General features: G+C 42.2%; 17 protein-coding genes. 4 read left to right on the top strand and 13 right to left on the bottom strand.

The window, feature by feature from the left end:
* Positions 1–75: 75 nt before the first annotated feature.
* The 3 genes from budA to M1G14_RS07575 form a co-directional block, all read right to left on the bottom strand.
* Positions 76–792: an acetolactate decarboxylase gene (gene budA, locus M1G14_RS07585; RefSeq protein WP_247926473.1), complete on the bottom strand. Its 717-nt coding sequence runs from the start codon at positions 790–792 to the stop codon at positions 76–78.
* Between the two features lie 71 nt (positions 793–863).
* Entirely contained in the window at positions 864–2093 is a 1230-nt protein-coding gene (locus M1G14_RS07580) for a tetratricopeptide repeat protein (RefSeq protein WP_049523503.1), read from the bottom strand.
* Complete coding sequence (locus tag M1G14_RS07575) at positions 2083–3258, bottom strand: AI-2E family transporter (protein WP_049523501.1); 1176 nt, start codon at positions 3256–3258, stop codon at positions 2083–2085. The genes M1G14_RS07580 and M1G14_RS07575 overlap by 11 nt, the downstream gene beginning before the upstream one ends.
* Before the next feature lie 165 nt (positions 3259–3423).
* On the opposite strand from M1G14_RS07575, the gene M1G14_RS07570 reads away from it, so the two are divergent.
* Together M1G14_RS07570 and M1G14_RS07565 are read left to right on the top strand one after the other, a co-directional pair.
* Complete coding sequence (locus tag M1G14_RS07570) at positions 3424–4434, top strand: lactonase family protein (protein ID WP_049523500.1); 1011 nt, start codon at positions 3424–3426, stop codon at positions 4432–4434.
* A gap of 95 nt (positions 4435–4529) precedes the next feature.
* On the top strand, positions 4530–4715 hold the full coding sequence (locus tag M1G14_RS07565; protein WP_049497454.1) for a hypothetical protein: 186 nt from the start codon (positions 4530–4532) through the stop codon (positions 4713–4715).
* A gap of 103 nt (positions 4716–4818) precedes the next feature.
* On the opposite strand, the gene eno is transcribed toward M1G14_RS07565, so the two are convergent.
* Positions 4819–6123 carry a surface-displayed alpha-enolase gene (gene eno, locus M1G14_RS07560; RefSeq protein ID WP_049514675.1) on the bottom strand — a complete coding sequence of 435 codons (1305 nt, stop codon included), beginning with the start codon at positions 6121–6123 and terminating at the stop codon, positions 4819–4821.
* A gap of 211 nt (positions 6124–6334) precedes the next feature.
* Here eno and M1G14_RS07555 point away from each other — a divergent pair, with 211 nt between their 5' ends.
* Complete coding sequence (locus M1G14_RS07555; protein WP_049523497.1) at positions 6335–6787, top strand: DUF1694 domain-containing protein; 453 nt, start codon at positions 6335–6337, stop codon at positions 6785–6787.
* A 42-nt stretch (positions 6788–6829) separates the two neighbouring features.
* Here M1G14_RS07555 and M1G14_RS07550 read toward each other — a convergent pair whose 3' ends face one another.
* From M1G14_RS07550 to M1G14_RS07510, 9 genes are all read right to left on the bottom strand, one after another.
* Positions 6830–7945 carry a glycerate kinase gene (locus tag M1G14_RS07550; protein WP_049491079.1) on the bottom strand — a complete coding sequence of 372 codons (1116 nt, stop codon included), beginning with the start codon at positions 7943–7945 and terminating at the stop codon, positions 6830–6832.
* Positions 7930–8598 carry a phosphoserine phosphatase SerB gene (serB, locus tag M1G14_RS07545; RefSeq protein WP_049523495.1) on the bottom strand — a complete coding sequence of 223 codons (669 nt, stop codon included), beginning with the start codon at positions 8596–8598 and terminating at the stop codon, positions 7930–7932. The genes M1G14_RS07550 and serB overlap by 16 nt, the downstream gene beginning before the upstream one ends.
* 112 nt (positions 8599–8710) lie before the next feature.
* Complete coding sequence (gene ezrA / locus M1G14_RS07540; RefSeq protein WP_049523494.1) at positions 8711–10435, bottom strand: septation ring formation regulator EzrA; 1725 nt, start codon at positions 10433–10435, stop codon at positions 8711–8713.
* Positions 10436–10521: 86 nt separating this feature from the next.
* Positions 10522–12471 carry a DNA topoisomerase (ATP-hydrolyzing) subunit B gene (gyrB, locus tag M1G14_RS07535; protein ID WP_049523492.1) on the bottom strand — a complete coding sequence of 650 codons (1950 nt, stop codon included), beginning with the start codon at positions 12469–12471 and terminating at the stop codon, positions 10522–10524.
* Positions 12472–12483: 12 nt separating this feature from the next.
* The gene (locus M1G14_RS07530; RefSeq protein WP_049523490.1) at positions 12484–13047 is read right to left on the bottom strand and encodes an HAD-IA family hydrolase; all 564 of its coding nucleotides are present in this window, start codon (positions 13045–13047) and stop codon (positions 12484–12486) included.
* 165 nt (positions 13048–13212) lie between these two features.
* Positions 13213–13764 carry a DJ-1 family glyoxalase III gene (locus tag M1G14_RS07525; RefSeq protein WP_247926472.1) on the bottom strand — a complete coding sequence of 184 codons (552 nt, stop codon included), beginning with the start codon at positions 13762–13764 and terminating at the stop codon, positions 13213–13215.
* 19 nt (positions 13765–13783) lie between these two features.
* Positions 13784–15013: an FtsW/RodA/SpoVE family cell cycle protein gene (locus M1G14_RS07520; RefSeq protein ID WP_049523486.1), complete on the bottom strand. Its 1230-nt coding sequence runs from the start codon at positions 15011–15013 to the stop codon at positions 13784–13786.
* Between the two features lie 33 nt (positions 15014–15046).
* Positions 15047–16027 carry a YeiH family protein gene (locus M1G14_RS07515; RefSeq protein ID WP_049472428.1) on the bottom strand — a complete coding sequence of 327 codons (981 nt, stop codon included), beginning with the start codon at positions 16025–16027 and terminating at the stop codon, positions 15047–15049.
* A 4-nt stretch (positions 16028–16031) separates the two neighbouring features.
* Positions 16032–18485: a bifunctional DnaQ family exonuclease/ATP-dependent helicase gene (locus M1G14_RS07510; protein ID WP_049523509.1), complete on the bottom strand. Its 2454-nt coding sequence runs from the start codon at positions 18483–18485 to the stop codon at positions 16032–16034.
* A 118-nt stretch (positions 18486–18603) separates the two neighbouring features.
* Here M1G14_RS07510 and M1G14_RS07505 point away from each other — a divergent pair, with 118 nt between their 5' ends.
* Entirely contained in the window at positions 18604–19245 is a 642-nt protein-coding gene (locus M1G14_RS07505) for an MBL fold metallo-hydrolase (RefSeq protein WP_049523484.1), read from the top strand.
* Positions 19246–19301 lie beyond the last annotated feature (56 nt).

Genomic DNA, 19301 nt, shown 5'->3' with positions numbered 1-19301 from the left:
GCCCACTCAACCACTGCGTCTTGCTCGACAATCCAAAAATAATTGAGAGGCTAGGACTTTTGTCCCAGCCTCTTTTTATTCTGCTTTATGGATATCTTCTTTGACCTCATCGACATTGAATTTGGCAAAGAGGTACTGACGGTCTTGGACTGGGAAACGTTGATCCAGCTGATCGATAGCCCCCACCTCTACAATCCCTTCTGAGATGACAAAATCCATTACATGGCCACCAAAGGTATGGTCATCTGAAATAAAGTGCAAATGGTATCCTGCCACACTCACGCCATGGAAAATTTCTGGTGTCCAAAAACCGACGATGGTCCCTGTGACATTTTCCCGTGTATACTCTGGCTGATGGGTTGCAACCTCTGCAAACTTCATCTCTGGTGTTGATTTTGGAATCATACGGACATGCATCTTGACAAAGTCACCACGAATCTTAATGGAGCGAAAAAGATTTTCGCCATCGTAATAAGACTCAATACGAGCTTCCAATTCCTCGTCCGTCATTTCAAAGCGTTGACGGAAAATCACTTCTGCTTGGTGAGGAACAACTGCTGCATAAGGAACCTTGGCATCAGGAGAAACTTCGACAATTTCAGGATGGTCGCCTGATCCCTTAGCCTGATAAGCCTTTCCATCTAATACGATCAACTCTCCATCAATAGAATCAAGCGTTCCAACTCCTAGATCCCCATGTTCCAAGAGTTCTCCAATCGTAAATGAACCCCCGTACAGACCCGCCATTAGGGCACCCAAGGTATTGTATTGAAAAAGTTTCACTGGTTCCATGTTTTTCTCTCCTCATTCTATCTTCTACCAGTATACCACAAACTGTTCCGAAACTTCACGATATGGTTTTATTAGAGGCTATCATAGATGGTTTGCATCTGCACATCGTCTGGTACGATCGCCAAATACTGGTTGGCTACTTCACGCGCCCTTGTCACATCGCCAGCTTCACGCAACAGATAAACATACGTTTCGAGGAATTCTGGATTGTCCTTCAAGTCCTCATAGAGCTCTTGGTAGGCTGATACGGCTTCTTCTGTTTTCTCTAAGGCAGCCAAAGCACGGGCAATGTTCCAACGGGTGACAACCGTTTCGACTTCTTCATTTTGCCAATCTAAGACTTGGTCAAAACGCTCCTGTTCTAAATAAAGGGTAGTGAGGCGAAGAGCAATCTCTTCGAGATCATCTGCCACTTCTTTAGCTTCCAACAGATAAGTTTCTGCCTGTTCAGGCTGGTGGAGCTCATAAGAAAGCTGAGAAGCAAGAAGCTTCAACTGTGCGTCAAATGGATTCTTCTCAATCCCTTGTTTGGCGATTTCAAGCGCTTTTTCACGGTCATTTTCTGCCTGTAAGGCCAAGGCATACCCGTACTCATACCCTTCAAAATCAGGCGACAAGGTGTCAATTTGTTTGTAGTAGATCAGGGCTTTTTGGTATTCTTCTTGATCAGACAATAAGGTCGCCAATTCGTAGGCAATCTGGTCATCAAACTCAATCTCCAGAGCTTTCTCTAAGAAGGGCACAGCTGCTTCAAACTTTCCAAGATTGGCATAGGCAAAACCAATCCGTTGATAGGTAGAAATCCCTGTCGCTTCCAAAATCTCCCGATTGTCCAACTGGGCATACTCTTGGATAGCCTCTTGGTAGCGTTCCAATTCCAGATCGATTTCAGCTAACCCTAATTGAATGATTGGATCATCAGACAGATTTGCTGCTTCAACTAATTTTTCACGCGCCACATCTGCGAGACCTTCCAGCTGATAGAGATCAGCCTTGACCAAGAGACTGGCTACATACCAGTTAGACTCAGGGCCAATTTCTTCTAAATATGCAAAGGCCTCTTCCGTTTGCCCTTCCTCTGCAAGGATGGTTGCCAAACTCAGATATACTTCTGGATAGGTTTCTGCAATCTGTTCATAAACCTCTTTTGCCTGAGGGTAAAAACCGATACTTTCAAGATATTGACCCAAATCCAATAGTTGCGCTTCACTATCTTCTAACAAGGCCTTTTGAAATTGAACTTCTGCTTCTTCTAGCTCTTGCTGATCAAGAGCCTCTACCATTTGTTGACTATGACTCACTCTGTGTTTCCTCTTCTACTTCATTGTGTTCTTCATACAAGCCACTGACGACCTTATACCATTCAAAGATAGCTCCAATAACGACCTTAGCAGACGCATAGACCGGAATACCAAGGAAAACTCCCCAGATTCCAAACATAGATCCTGACGTCAAGAGCACAAATAAAATGGTAATTGGATGGATATTTAACTGACTTCCCAAAACCAAAGGTGATACGAAACGTCCTTCAATGGTTTGCTCCACTGCAAATACAATTAAGACCTTGATAAACATCTCTGGTCCTGCTACCAAGCCCAAAACTAAAGCAGGTAACATGGCTAAAAAACTACCCAAGTATGGGATCAAATTCAAGATCCCCGCAGAGATCCCAAGTGTCACTGCATAACGTAAGCCAATGATCTTAAAGAAGAGGATAAACATAATGGCGACGACAATGGCTACTGTAATTTGCCCTCGAACGTAGTTGGAGAGTTGGGTATTGACGTCTGAGAGAACTTGTTCCGCCGATTTACGAATCTTAGTTGGTAAGAAGCGAACAATGTGGCCCTTTAAATTTTTTCCATCTCGAAGAAGATAAAAGACAATAAAAGGCATAATGATCAAGGCAACAATAACTTGCGAAGCCACTCCGATCAAGTTGCTGACCCAATTGACAGCCCGCCCAGAGATCGAACTGGCCCAAGTAGTAATATTTGCAGACAATTCTTTGGTGATCTCATCCAACTGGGGTTTGATATCAGAAGAGACGCGATTGTCTAGAAAATCGTCGATGGTTGCATTGGCCTTCTCCAAATAAGTTGGCAGGTTATGAAAGAAACTCACCACTTGTCGTTGGACAGCTGGAATCACGACAGCCAGACCCCAGATTAAGAGCACTGCAATCAAGAAAAAGACGAAGGAAATCGCAAAAATCCGCTTAAGACCTTTTCTTTCAAGAAAGTCGACAATAGGATTGAGCAAGTAATAGAGCAAACCAGAAATAATGACTGGCAACATGACAGCTCCTGCAAACTCAAAAATCGGAATAAAAATAAAGGTGATCTTACTCAAGACCAAGAGGTTCAGACCCAAGAGCAAGGTAACTAAAAATACGGTAATAGCCTTGTTGTCTAAAAACCATCTAAAAAACCAGGACATACTAAACTGTTTTTCTTTATTATCCACGGAAAACTCCTTTTCATTTCAACATGTATCTATTTTAGCATTTTTTGAGCGTGAAGTTACGAAAAAACTAGTAAAATCAGAAAGACCATTCCCTTCTTCAACTAGCAATTGCCTTCCAATAGGACCTTTGATATAATAAACCTAACAAATCTTGCGAGGTGACCTATGTCTCAATCTATTTATTTCGGTACCTATACCAAAAAAGAATCCAAAGGAATTTACAAGGCACAATTTGACCCTGAAACAGGGGCATTGAGCCAACTTGAACTAGTGGCAGCTGAACCCAATCCAACCTATATCGCTTTTTCTAAAAAAGGCAATCTTTATAGTGTCGGAGCTGAAGATGGAAAAGGGGGAATCGCTAGTTTTACAGCCGATTTTCAGCCACTCAATCACATTGTCGAAGAAGGGGCTCCACTCTGCTATGTCTCTGTCGATGAAAAGCGTCAACTAGTCTATGGAGCCAACTATCACAAAGGGCAAGTTCTCGTATACAAGATAGAGGCAGATGGGCGTTTGTCTTTTGTCAATGAGGACACTCACCAAGGAAGTGGTCCCCACGCCAATCAAGCAAGTCCACATGCCCACTATGCAGACCTTACGCCAGATCAGTACCTGATCACGTGTGACCTAGGAACAGACAGTTTGCATGTCTATGATGTCAGTGAGGAAGGAAAACTTACCCTGATCAATCAGTACCAAACAGCTCCAGGTGCAGGACCTCGTCACCTTGTCTTTCATCCCCACTACAAGACTGCTTATCTCATCAATGAATTAAATGCCACAATCGACGTCCTATTTTATGACGGTGTGGGTGAATTCGAACACTTCCAAACCGTTTCCACACTTCCATCAGACTACGATGGTCAAAAATGGGCTTCTGCTATCAAGCTCTCAGCCGATGGAAAATTCCTTTATGCATCTAACCGTGCTCACAATTCTATCGCTGTATTTAAAGTTGTAGCAGATGGCAGCTTAGAACTCATTGAAATTGTTCCAAGCCAAGGGCTCAATCCACGTGATTTCACTATTAGTCCCGATCAAAACTACCTCATCGCAGCCCATCAAGATTCACCTAACGCAAGCGTCTTCAAGCGGGATCTAGCTAGTGGAAAATTGACCCTCCTATCCCACGACTTCTATGTCCCAGAAGCTGTTTGTACTGTTTTTCATTAAGTCGTTTTAGTTGTCAAAGCTCTAAAAAAATGATTAAATAAATGAGAAAAAGGCGCGAGCCTGATTTCATAACTTATATTTTAGGAGATCCAAGCATGAATCCAATGGACTTATTTAACCAAGTAAAAGAAATGATCGAAAAGAAAGATTTTGACGCTGCAAAGAAATTTGTTGAAGACAACAAAGACAACCTCGGTGACTACCTTGAACAAGCAAAAGGGCTTGTTTCTGGAAATGAAATGGTCAGCGGTGCCTTGGACAAAATCAAAGGCTTGTTCTAATAACACTACTCCTCAACGCTGTAGTTGAGGAGTTTTTGTTTGAGCTGATCGCAAAAAAAATCCTTGAGAAAACTCAAGGATCTTTTTAGTCTAGTAAACTAGATTATTTCTTAAGGTTGTAGAATGATTTCAATCCACGGTATTCAGCTACTTCACCAAGTTGATCTTCGATGCGAAGCAATTGGTTGTATTTAGCGATACGGTCTGTACGTGAAAGTGAACCAGTCTTGATTTGTCCTGCGTTTGTTGCAACTGCGATATCAGCGATTGTTGAATCTTCAGTTTCACCTGAACGGTGTGATACAACGGCAGTGTAACCAGCTTCTTTCGCCATTTCGATAGCGTCGAATGTTTCAGTAAGAGTACCGATTTGGTTAACTTTGATAAGGATTGAGTTAGCAGCACCTTCTTCGATACCACGTGAAAGGTAGTCAGTGTTTGTTACGAAGAAGTCGTCACCAACCAATTGAACTTTACCACCAAGACGTTCAGTAAGAGCTTTCCAACCGTCCCAGTCGTTTTCGTCCATACCATCTTCGATAGTGATGATTGGGTATTTGTTTACCAATCCTTCAAGGTAGTCGATTTGTTCAGCAGCAGTGCGGACAGCAGCTCCTTCACCTTCGAATTTAGTGTAATCGTAAACTTTGCGTTCTTTATCGTAGAATTCTGATGATGCACAGTCAAATCCGATAAATACGTCTTTACCTGGAACATAACCAGCAGCTTCGATAGCAGCGATGATAGTTTCTACACCATCTTCAGTTCCGTCGAAACGAGGAGCGAATCCACCTTCGTCACCAACGGCTGTTTCAAGACCACGACCTTTAAGGATTTTCTTAAGTGCGTGGAAGATTTCAGCACCCCAACGAAGAGCTTCTTTGAATGTAGGTGCACCAGCAGGTACGATCATGAATTCTTGGAAAGCGATTGGAGCATCTGAGTGAGATCCACCATTGATGATGTTCATCATTGGAGTTGGAAGAACTTTAGTGTTGAATCCACCAAGGTAGCTGTAAAGTGGGATTTCAAGGTAGTCAGCAGCAGCACGAGCTACAGCGATAGACACACCAAGGATTGCGTTTGCTCCCAATTTACCTTTGTTAGGAGTACCGTCAAGAGCGATCATAGCACGGTCGATAGCTTGTTGATCACGTACATCATAGCCGATGATTGCTTCAGCAATAATGTTGTTTACGTTGTCAACAGCTTTTTGAGTACCAAGACCACCGTAACGAGATTTGTCACCGTCACGAAGTTCAACTGCTTCGTGTTCACCAGTAGAAGCTCCTGATGGAACCATACCACGTCCGAAAGCACCTGATTCAGTATAAACTTCTACTTCAAGTGTTGGGTTACCGCGTGAGTCTAGGACTTCGCGAGCGTAAACATCAGTAATAATTGACATTTCTTACTCTCCTTATTGAGTTATATTTTTTACTCCTCTATCATATCGTAATTAGGCTATTTTTTCAAGAAAAAACAAGGAAATCTACGAAAATTGAGAAGTTTTTAACAAGAAAACGGTTCCACTGCCTTATTTTCTTCCATTTCCCCTCCTTATTTAATTTTTTAGCATTCTTCTACTCTTCTGCTACGCTTTATGCTATACTAAACTTATGACAGATATTAATAAAACAATTTTAGAAAAAGCTGCTGGTCCTACTCGGTTCAATCCTGATGAACAGCGTCGATTTTTGGAGACATATGAGGAGCGTGTGATTGCTTCATGTACCTTGGAGGAGGCAAGGGACAATCTCTATTTAGAGCACTATTCTTCAATTCTCACGAACATTTCAGAACGCTTTGAGCCTGTATTAGTCAAGATTTCGCCTGCCTTGGATGAAACCAGCCAACTTCAATATTTGAAAAAAACAAAGGATCTTGGTCTTGTGGCAAGCATTGTTTCAGATGACTGTCGCCATTCCCCCTTTGGTCTCATCATCCATACTGACCACCCATCTGGAATTTCTCCAACAGATATGAGTCTCCAGTATCCAAATTTGTTTGAAAAGAAAGAAGAGACTGCCAGTCCAGAAAAGAAATCATTTTGGAAACGTCTCTTTAGCTAAAGAAAAACCAATGGAAGGGAACATCTCCTTTCCATTGGTTTTTTAGTTTGCTTTTATTTTTAAAAGGTTCCCAATATTTCGAGCACAGGAAATCAGATTCCTTTCAGCATGAGCGAGTGCATCTGCTACCTCACAAGAACCAGGTACGATAGAGAAGGCAGCTTCAATGTGATGACTAGGAAAAGCAGGCAAATCCTCCGCTAAGCTACCACAAATAGCTATCACTGGGATCTTCTCTGGTGTTCGTTTGGCCACCCCGACAGGTGCCTTCCCAGAAAGGGATTGGAGATCCATCCTACCTTCTCCTACGACGACCAGATCCGCTTTTTGAACCTTACGATCGAAGTCGATTAGATCCAAACTTTTCTCAATTCCTGAGGAAATCTGACCTCCCGCAAAAGCAACCAAGCCAGCAGCCATCCCACCTCCAGCTCCGGCGCCAGGCATAGACAAAATTCGTGCATCAGCTAGCTGGTAAAAATCCTGCATAGTCTGATCAACAGCTGGAAATAGAAGGGGATTCAATCCCTTTTGCCCACCAAAGATATAGGTCGCTCCTTGACTGCCACAGAGAGGATTGGCTACATCCGTTAAGACTTGGAGCTCGATGTCTTCTAAAGCTTTTGGAACCGCACTGGTATCTATTCTAGCCACACGACCGAGCGAAGCCCCTACAGGACGAAGCAGATGGCCTTGATCATCATAGAAGGCTACACCTAATCCAGCTGCCATCCCAATCCCACCATCATTCGTTGCAGAACCGCCAATTCCCACACAGATCGTTTTAACCCCTTGGTCAACCAATTGCAAAATCAGTTCACCAATTCCTCGTGTTTCCAGTTCAAGAGGATTTCGTTTTTCAGCTGGAATGGTGCCTAAACCGACAAGTGAAGCCATCTCAAAAAAAGCCATCTCATCTTTTTGGTAGTAAGACATTGAAACAGGCTGTCCAAATGGTCCGGTTACTTGAGTTTGGTACTCCGTTACATCCAGAACTCCAGCTAGGGTTTCCATGGTGCCTTCGCCTCCATCCCCTATGGGAAGGAGGTCAAAAGTTGCATCTGGTAGAGCCTCTTGAAATCCTTTTTTTAAGGCTTCTGCTACTTGTTTGGCGGATAAGGATTCTTTAAATGAATCCGGGGCTAGTAGGATATGCATGCTGTTTCCTTTCTATGCTGGTCTAGAATTTCAAGAACAAGGCTTAAATCCCTCTTCTCGATACGATATGGGGCTCGCTCAGCGACGATTGGCTTGGCCATAAAGGCAATCCCGATACCGGCTGTTTCAATCATCGGAAGATCATTGGCACCATCTCCCATCGCAATCGTCTGACTTCGTGGAATATGATTTTCTCTCGCCCATGTCAGGAGGGAGTCTTTTTTCATTTCAGGAGTCACAATCTCACCGAGGACTTCTCCTGTCAAACGGCCATCAGAAACCTCTAAACGGTTGGCTCGGACCAGATCAATTCCTAAAGACCTCGCGATAGGATCGATGACTTCATGAAATCCCCCTGAAACAAGGCCAACCTTGTAACCTCTTTGATGAAGTTCCGTGATTAAGGTCTTAGCTCCCGGTGTAACGTCCATCTGCTCTATAATTTTCGGAAAGATAGATGTCTCCAAACCTTTCAATAAAGCGACACGCGCCTGTAAAGATGCTGCAAAATCCAGCTCTCCATTCATTGCTTGTGCTGTTATCTCTGCTACTTTTTGTCCCACGCCAGCTTCTTGAGCTAGTAGATCAATCCCTTCCTGTCGGATCAAGGTTCCATCTACATCCATAACGAGGAGACCGGTTACTTCTTTCATCGCTTTCCTTTCTTATTTCTCCCTTACTATACAAAAATAGGGTTTAAATTTCAAGTTTCAATGATCATTTGAAGATAAAAAAACGACCTCCTAAGAAGTCGTTTTTTTGTTATTAGAAGCGAATTTGCTCCCGAGTTTTTTCATACGAAGTAACAAAGCGATCGGTCACTCCAGCTTCTACCATCTCCAAAGCATCTGAGATGACTTTGAAGGAAGCCGCATAGTCATATTCTCTTTCGAAAATATAAAGGGATTCATCAAAAGCTGCTTGCACATGATCATCAAATGAACGGTAACGGTTTGAGTATTGCAACAACTGCTCCGTTAAAGTAGCATTTTGTACAATTCGATAAGTCGCTTCTTCCAATTCATTCATATCATTTGTCAAAATATCTAACAAACGATTGGTTGATTCGATGTTGATTTTATCCCCTTCCAACTCATCCATCAAAGCCTCTGTATTGTTGCTTGCTGTGAAGAATAATTCCAAGAATTCTTGAGGGATTCCTGGCAAGTTTCGCTTGTCCATATAGCGTTTAATGGCATGCAAACGGTTGGCATAGATATTGACTTTTTGGCGAGCATTGGCATCGTCTTTTTCAATTTTTGAAAGGGAATCACTTAAGCTGATTTGCTCATCTTCGATTTCTTTCAAGCGAGCCTCAATAGCTTCTAACTCTTCTTCTACAATAGAATAAGCTTTTTGTGTTTCAGATGAATCTTTCAAGGCATCTTCTACCACATTTTCTTGTGAAGATAGCTCAGCTTCTAACTCTTTTAATTGTTGACTGAAAGCTTCATTCAAGACGAATGTTTTACCAAGGCGTTCCACTTCTGCTGCAAGGTTGCTATTGTTATCTTTTGCGTGTTTCAAATAGCCAGGCAGTTGTTTCACTAACTTCTTCACGACTTTTTGTGATTCGATTTCACGAGTAAAGATGTGATACAATGCATCGATTTCCTCTTGAATTTGCTCATTTTCGTAAATAGCATTGTCCAATTCAAGCACGGATACATTTGCCATATTGTTCTTCAAGGAAGCATGCAACTGTTGGAAACGAGATTCAATATCTGTTTCAGTGAAGTGGTAGCCAGATTCCAAAAGCTTGCGGTAGCCACTTTCCAAATCCTCTAATTGGTCTGGAAGTTTTGACTGAAGAGCGGTGACAATTTCTGGCACTCGCTCAACAATTTGTTTTAAGGCCACAATATGGTTCTCAGCTGTATCAAGGATTTCAGCTGCTTCAACAGGGTCACCTGAAGAATTCAAGGTTACAAATTGTGAGAACTCAGATTGAATATTTCCAATTTGTTTTTCAATTTCAGGAAGCGCACTGCCATAACGATCTGGGTCTGAAGTGACTTCTTTTTGAAGTTCTTCAAACATATCCAAGGCATGAACCACACGACCGCTATTCTTTTGTTCCTGCTCTTCCAGATCAGAAAGGGCTTTGCGAATCGCCTTGATATCTTCGTCGATCAATTGGATCTGACTTTCGATATTGTCAATGGCTTGTTTAGCCTTCATGAAACGGAAAGAATTATTATAGCCTTCCGCTTCAAACAGATTGTTTTCAATATCAGCAAATGAATTTAAGGATAAATCTACCCATTTTTGATTCCATTCACGAAATGCAACTTGACTTTGACCAATCAAATGCATGTTTTTTACGGCCTCTACTTCATCGTTGACCGGAAGGTTGTATAACTTTTCTTTTCGTTCTTCCAGTGCTGCCAGTAAGGCTTCATTTCGTTTTCTCAAAATGACTGCAACCACATATCCTACAATCAAGATAAGGGCGACAATAAAGATGAGAACAATTAGTCCACTAGACATATAAAAACTCCTTCATCGTATTACTTGAACGTAATCCTAGTAATTATACCATAAAATATCCATTAATGGGAAGCGTTCGTTGAATTTTATACATCGAGTGTACTATATTCAGCGTTTTCTTCGATAAATTCCCGACGTGGTTCCACGCGGTCCCCCATCAACATATCAAATATCTTATCTGCTTCCGCAGCATCGTCTACTGATACCCGTGCCATCAAGCGGTGTTCGGGGTTCATGGTTGTTTCCCATAATTGGTGATCATCCATTTCCCCAAGACCTTTGTAGCGTTGGATGGTTGGTTTTGAGCGACCTTCTGAATAGCGTTCCAAGGCTGCAGCTAATTCTGCTTCTTGGTTGGCACCAGGTTGGATATATTCTTTGATCTCGCTACCGACTTTGACCCCATAGATTGGTGGTTGCGCAATATAAACATATCCCGCTTCCAAGACTGGTTTCATATAGCGATAGATCAAGGTCAACAGAAGGGTTCGAATATGTGCGCCATCGACATCGGCATCAGTCATGATGACTAATTTTTGATAACGCGCTTTTGTGACATCAAATTCAGCACCAAATCCAGTTCCCATAGCAGTAAATAAACTACGGATCTCTTCATTGGCAAGAATCTTGTCCATACTTGCTTTTTCAACGTTCAAAATTTTACCACGGATTGGAAGAATTGCCTGAAATTCACGATTCCGACCTGATTTAGCAGATCCTCCAGCAGAATCCCCTTCGACGATGAAGAGTTCTGTTTCATGTGGGTTGTTTGAAGAACAGTCTGCCAATTTACCAGGCAGGTTAGAAATCTCAAGTCCCGATTTCTTACGGGTCACTTCCCGTGCCCGCTTAGCTGCTACCCGAGCTTTAGCTGCTAAAATCCCTTTTTCAACGATTTTCTTAGCGATTTGTGGATTTTCCAAAAGGAAATCAGAAAAGGCATCACTAAAGAGTCGATTGGTAATTTTTACAACTTCTGAATTTCCAAGCTTTGTCTTGGTTTGTCCTTCAAACTGTGGGTTTGGATGTTTAACTGAGATCACTGCTGTTAAACCTTCCCGAACATCCTCACCTGTTAAATTGTCTTCATTTTCTTTTAAGAGTTTATTTTTCTTAGCGTAATCATTGATGACACGAGTGAGGGCTGTTCGGAAACCTTGCTCGTGGGTACCACCTTCATGGGTATGGATGTTATTAGCAAAACTCATGACCGTTTCATGGTAGCCCGTAGTATATTGCATCGCCACTTCAACGGTAATATCATCCATTTCGCCATCTGTATAGATGGGTGTTTCAAAGATGACATCTTTATTTTCATTGATATATTCAACGTAACTAGAGATCCCACCTTCGTAGTGGTAATGCTTTTCCTGCTCTAAGCCTTCGCGCTTATCCGTCAAGGAAATACGCAAACCACGATTCAAAAAGGCTAATTCTTGAATCCGTTTGTTTAATTTTTCAAAATCATACTCAGTCGTTTCCGTAAAGATTTCTGGATCTGGAATAAAGTGAACAGTTGTCCCTGTCCGATCTGTCTCACCGATGACTTTCAAATCATCCACAACTTGTCCACGACGATACTCTTGGTAATGGATACTGCCATTTTTGTAGACGCGAACATCGAGGGATGTGGAGAGGGCGTTGACAACGGATGACCCTACCCCGTGAAGACCACCAGAAACCTTGTAGCCACCTCCGCCGAATTTTCCTCCGGCGTGAAGCACGGTAAAGACAGTTTCAACGGCAGGTCGACCTGTCTTTTCTTGGATATCCACTGGGATCCCACGACCATCATCGACAACCGTGATCGAATTATCTGCTTCAATGAAAACTTCAATATGGCTAGCAAAACCAGCTAAGGCTTCGTCAATCGAGTTATCTACGATTTCCCAGACCAAATGATGAAGACCTTCTTTTGAGGTAGAACCAATATACATCCCCGGACGCATACGAACGGCTTCTAGTCCTTCCAAGACCTGAATCTGACTGGCATCATATTCTTGCGCCTGAATTTCTTGCTGTTTATCCTCTGTCATAATTTCCCTTTTCTATTCAAATATAAACTGGTGTAAGCGTGGCATGGAATCAAATAAATAGGTCGAAAGTCCTGCAGCCTTCCCAGCTTCTATATCGATCGGACGATCTCCGATGACCAGACCGTCTTGAAGGCCATATTTTTCCTTCAAATAAAGCATAGAGGCTGGGTCTGGTTTTCGAGGAAAGCCCTCGTCTGCTGTTACAATCTCCGTAAAGTAGGGTGCAATGCCTGTCTGTTCAATTAGGGTCAAAACTTGGCGATCCCGATGAGATACCAAAAAATGGCGTCCTCCATGTGCTTGGATCTCTTCTAGTAACTCTTTTGCTCCCTCAAATAAGACCGGCTCTTGCAAGCCCAAGGCTTCTTTTTTCTTGTATTCCGTACGAAAATTGGAAATATGAGGGGCAAAGGTTTGAATTGCATCCTGTGTTGAGATTTTTAATGCTGCATAAACAGAATCATGATCGGCTTTGATGTGAAAGTCCTTCAATGTCGCTACAAAGGCATTTGTGGACGTTTCGTAATTATCCAATAGCGTCCCACCAAGATCCCATATAAAATCATGATAATTCATAGTCAATATTATACCACAAATGGACAAAAAAAATAAGCTAAAACCCTCATTTAGGGGGGATTTTAGCCATTTTTTACGGTCATTTCATTTTAAATCAAATAAAACTCATTTCACACTATAAAAAGTGATCTATCACCAGAAACCGTTGTGTCCAAAAGAGCCCTTTTATGCACCTCCAAAGACGTCCTGATAGAGCATTCCTTGCCGAAGGCTTTGGGCATCTCCTCCAAAATGATCCACCAAGGCATAAGCTAAGGCTAGGGCTGTTGAAGGACCACGACTGGTGAGAAGATTACCATCTTTCACCACTGTTTCTTTCTGATAATGGCCATCTTGAATCTCTTCTTCAAAGCCATCGTAACACGTATAGTGTTTATCTTTTAAGAGACCTGCACGCGCCAAAACAATGGGGGCAGCACAAATTGCAGAGATGGTTTTTCCTTTGCCACTTTCTTCCTGAAGGGCTGTGATCAATTCTGCATTGTCCCTCAAATTCGCTGCTCCTGGCATCCCACCTGGTAAGAAGATTCCATCATAATCTGAAAGATCTCCACTCCAAAGGCGATCTACTTCCACTGTAATTTGGTGAGAACCTGTGACTGTTTCTTCCATGCCAATGAGGTCGCAGTCAATCCCAGCACGTCTCAAAACATCGACAATGGTCAAGGCTTCAATTTCTTCAAAACCGTTTGCTAAAATCGTTGCTACTTTTTTCATTTTCATTCCTTCTTTCTAACTATTGCGCCTTTTTAAGGACTACTTTTTTACGGATTGGAACCTCTTCTTCTGGTCCTTTCTTTTTACTACTATGATTATATATTGAGAGTACTAGGCCAATACCAATCAGATTACTAATAATAGAGGAACCTCCTTGTGAGATAAAGGGGAGAGGAATCCCCGTCAAGGGGAGAAGGCCCGTTACCGCTCCGACATTTTCAAAAATATGAAAGACCAGCATCATAATAAATCCAATGGAAATATAGGTATAAAATTGGTTGTTGGACTGGAGGGTGATTTTTAAAATACGGTAAATCAGGGTCACATATAAAATCAACAGCACCAGAGCTCCAACAAAGCCAAAGTCTTCTGCGACGACTGTAAAAATCATATCACTTTCCCTTACGGGAACCAATAAATTAGATACATTAAATCCTTGACCAAAGAGTCCACCACTGGCAATGGCTAGCTGTCCTTGCGCCTGCTGGTAGGTGGTTGTTTGTGCATAGTCAAAAGGATTTAACCAGGCTAAAATACGGTTCATTTGGTAGGTTGGCATCCCTACTTGCTGGTGCAGAAAAGCCCGACCCCCTTCTGATAGAAAGAGAAAGAGAAAGCCTGCTAACCCACCTGCCAGAAGCAAGATGACCGGCAAGATTATTTTCCAAGAAACTCCTGAAACGAGCACTAAGCCCGCAAAGATGGCCAAGAATACTAAGGCCGTTCCCAAGTCCTGCTGGAGGGCCAATAAGGCAAAGACCGGAATTGTATAGATGGTCAACTCTAGAATTAAAAACCAATCTTGTCGTAACAATCGCTCACGCCCCTTATTTCTTTGTAAAAATCGAACAATAGAACGTGACAGCATCAGGATGAAGGGAATCTTCATAAATTCTGAAGGCTGAAATAAGGTGATGTTTCCATAAGCTACCCAGTTTTTTGCACCTGTTGAAGCCACCAAGTTTGGATTATAAAAAACAAGAGGAAGAACCATCAAGGCCAAGCCTAGTAGGTAAAGAAAGGGAGTGATTTTCCAAAGAAATTTCGTACTAAAAATCGTCACAATCAGGCAAATGATACATCCCACACCAATCCAGGCTAATTGCTGCCCCAAAAAAGGCCACACCATTTGGGGATAATCATGAGAAACTGCCACATAAACGGATAAGATCCCTATTATAAGTAGGGTGAAGACAATTCCAATGATCGAATAATCCAGGTGGATCGTCCAAAAATGATGTTTCTTCATTCACGTTCCTTTCTGTGAGAATCATCAAATTAATTAATAGAACAACATCTGTAGAATCAAGCTAGATCCTGCCACACAGAACCAAGCAATCAAACCTACCAGAAGGGGGGCTGCTCCTGCCGCTCGGAACTGTTTCCAAGAAACCTTGCTTCCGATTCCAACCAAGGCCATGGCCATAAAGAGGTGAGAAAGGTCATTTAGGTAAGGTAGGACCACTTTAGGTACCAGGCCAATAGAAGAAAGAATGGAAGCCACAATAAACCAGATAATAAACCAAGGAATAATTTTCTTTAACATTCCTTTGTTTCTTCCTTGTTGTTTACTCCGATACCATTTTAAACCGATCAAGCCCAAACAAACTGGTACAATCATCAGGGCGCGTGTTAACTTAACAATTGTAGCCATTTGCCCCGCTGCTTTACTGTAAGAAAATGCTGCTGCTACAACAGATGACGTATCGTTAATGGCTGTTCCTGACCAGAGGCCAAATTGGAAATTAGACATATGCCATAAATGCCCTAATACTGGAAAGATAAAGACAGCCAAAATGTTGAAGAAGAAAATAGTTGACATAGATAGGGCAATTTCCTCTTCGTCTGCTTCAATGATCGGCGCTGCTGCTGCAATAGCAGATCCACCACAAATAGCTGTACCAAACCCAATTAAGGTCCGTAGATGAGATTTCAGGTGGAAGACTCTCCCAAAAATAATAGCTGCAAGAAAGGCAACGGTTATCGTTGGCAGACTAATCTTTAAAGAAGACAAACCTGTAGAGGCAACTGTCGCAATGGGCAAGCTAAATCCCATGAAGATAATCGAATACTGCAACAATTTCTTACCGGACCAGTTCAAGCCTGGTCGTGAATTCTCCGGCAAATCCACAAATTCATTAAGGACAATTCCTAAAATTAAGGCAAAAACACTGGAGCCAATAATGGGAAAGAAAGTTCCCAACAACATAGCACAAAGTGCCAGTACAAATGCAATTGCAAGTCCAAATCCTTTATTTTTCATTTTCTCAATTCCTTTCAAAAAAGTCAGCTGCTTGCTCAACAAGCCGCTCTCTCACTGTCGTGTGAAGGGGCAACACTTGTTGCAAACCATCCAAAATTTGTTTTCCATATCGCTTGGTTACCACCCGCTGATCTAATAAAAGCACCAAAGATTCCTGATCTTGAAAACGGCTGGTTCTCCCAATAGCCTGTTTTAGCCTTAAAATCGCGACTGGAAGACTATAGTCGTAAAAGGGATTTTTCCCCTGTTCTCTGAGTTTTGTATTCAGCTTTTGAACCATATAATCTTTAGGATTGTCAAAAGGAAGGCGCGTGATGATTTGAATCACTTCTTTTTGTTGGGAGAAATCGACTCCCTCCCAGAAGCTTCCTGTTCCCAATAAAATGGAGCTTTCTCCTCGGTCAAATCGTCGCTTAATATTGGCTGCATCCCCATTTCGATACTGGGCCAAGTGAGGAAACTTCAATGCGTTTGACGTCTCCAGTAACAATTCTTTTGAAGTAAACAAAAGAAAAATTGGCTTTCGTAAAGGAAGGAGTTCACCGACGAGCTGACAAATCTCCCCTGCGTATTCCACTGAAGATAAAGAAACAACATCTGGAAAATCAATCGGCACCAGCAATTCCTGGTGTTGTTTGACTGTTATCGGTACCCGATAGATTTGCTGCTTTTGATATCCTAAAAGAGCAGGTAAATGCACTTTTTTACTGATAGCAATCGTCGCTGATACAAAGAGCACGGTCACTTCTTCAGGTACAAATTCCTTAAAGGATAGTAAGTCCTCCACTCCTCCATGGAGACGAAGAATCTGGTGGCTTTCAACCACTTCTTTGTCTATCCAAAAGGTTTGGTAGCGCTCATCAAACAATTCCTTTAGATTCTCTAGAGATTCGGTTTTCAATTCCGATACATCCTGCCGAATTTTTGCCACCGTTTGATCTGATAAGACTGCCGTTTTTCCTTGCACGACTTCTTTGGAGCAGGCATTTAACTCAAATTGAATACTCTCCAGCAAACGTCGTTGTAGAAGATCTTTTTCCTCTTCAATAGCGTGTTGCAAGTTTAAAAGAAGAGATTGCAAGGTTTCTTCTCTCTGTGAAAATTGCTCTAAAGCAAAGAAGAGTTTTTGCGCTTCATCCACGACCAGAACAGACTCTTGAAGTAGACTCTTATCATCTTCTAGACGGGTTAGCAGATAAGCATGATTGGTCAAAATCACCCGGCTGGTTTTCACTTTTTCCTGACCAAGACGCCAAAAATCTTCCTGATAAAATAGTGAACGTTTCGACAATTGACCATCGTGGCAAATGTCAGCTACAAAATGAAGATGACGATAGAGTTGACCAATTTCACTGAACTCTCCCGTTTCCGTCATCGTCAGCCAAACCAACAGTTGCATTTTAAAGCGTCGAATCATCCCATTATCTGACTCAATCTGTAAGGTCTCATAAAATTTATCGAGTTGGATATAATCCTTGGGACTTTTAAGGCTATGAAAGGGAATTTGGAAAAGATCCTGGATGGTCTTTCCTTCTTTCTTCATAATTTGATCCTGAAGAATTTTAGTTGGAACACTCACAAGAATGCGCTTGGAGGTTTTCGCCAAAAGCGTTAACAGATAAGCGTAGGTCTTCCCAATTCCCGTTGGCGCCTCGATAAAACTTGGAAGCGGCTGGTGCAAACTGTCCTCGATATAGGCAACAAATTCTCTCTGCTCCGGATAAGCTTCCATTCCCAACAACTGCATATTGAGTTCAAACTGTTCAGACAAATAGTGACTTTCTAAGAACTGCTGTGGCTTTCGCAGGTAGAGTCCATGAACTTCTACTAAATGAGCTGGTAAAAAAAGACTACTGTCTTCAAGCGCATCTTCTATTAAGAGTCGCGATTCATAAATCAAACAATCTGCCATCGAAAGAAGTTTTTCGATCAATCCTCTTGGTAAGCTCGCAATTTTCTCTCTCAATTTCAACAGCAGCTGGGCTGTTGCCATGGCATCCGCTAGAGCGGAGTGAGCATGGTACAACTCAATTTCCAGTTCAGCCGCAAGCGCTCCTAAATTGTAGCGTTCTAAAGTCGGATAGAAAATTTGAGACAATTCAACCGTATCAATCCGAGGAGTCGTTAGCTCAAATCCTTCCCAAAAGAGGGCTTCTGCCAATAAATTCGCATCAAATTTGACATTATGGGCCACAAAGACGGCATCTTCTATTAATTCAAAAATTTCTTTTGCCACTTGTGCAAACTCTGGAGCTTTTTTCAAGCGAGCATCTGTCAGGCCAGTCAATTGTTTGATATGCTCATCCAATCGTTCATGGGGATTCACATCCGTCTCATAGGATTGCGTAATCCTCCCATCTTCGACGATGACAATCCCAACCTGAATGATCTTAGCATTGCTTCCAGCACTGGTCGCTTCCAGGTCCACAATGGCATATTTCCGTTTCTGTCTTGTCATAATACTTAAAATTATATCACGTTTGAGCAAGCTCTGCAGATTTTTTTCTCCTTTCATGCTGACTTCAATCCTGTTATTTTCCTCGCAATTTGATACACTATTCTAGAAAGGAGTCCTTATGAAAATCTATCGCACTGTTAATCCTGTAGCTTATGAAAACACCTACTACCTTGAAAATGACCACTCCCTCATTCTTGTCGATCCAGGTAGCGACTGGGCGACTATTCAAAAACAAATAGATCGCATCGGAAAACCAATTGTAGCGATTCTTTTAACCCATACGCATTATGATCACATTATGAGTCTTGAAAAGGTTCGTCAGACCTATCATTTCCCACCTGTTTATGTCCATTCAGCAGAAGCCAGTTGGTTGTCTTCTCCTGTCGATAATTTATCTGGTTTGGATCGTCATGCGGATTTAGAAGATGTGGTATGCAAGGAGGCCGACTTCCTTTATGACATTCGCTCCGATTACCAGATAGCTGATTTCCACTTTTATGTTCTGGAGACACCAGGCCACTCTGCAGGAGGAGTCTCCATCGTCTTTCCTGAGGATCACCTGGTTCTATCCGGTGACGCCCTTTTTCGCGAAACCATTGGACGGACCGATCTTCCAACAGGGAACGCGACACAGTTGCTTATCAGTATAAGAGAAGAACTCTTTACCCTTCCATCTTTCTACACTGTCTATCCCGGTCATGGCCCTGAGACTTCTATTGGTCACGAGAAGATGTTCAATCCCTTCTTTAGACAATCCTAAAGAGTCCTTATCATCCTTCCTGTCCTCATAAAAGTAGACAAAAAAAGCAAGTGCGA

This window comes from Streptococcus parasanguinis (assembly GCF_023109675.1).
Taxonomy (GTDB): domain Bacteria; phylum Bacillota; class Bacilli; order Lactobacillales; family Streptococcaceae; genus Streptococcus; species Streptococcus parasanguinis_I.
Note: the sequence above shows the minus strand (reverse complement) of the source record. Positions and strands in the feature narration are given on the sequence as shown.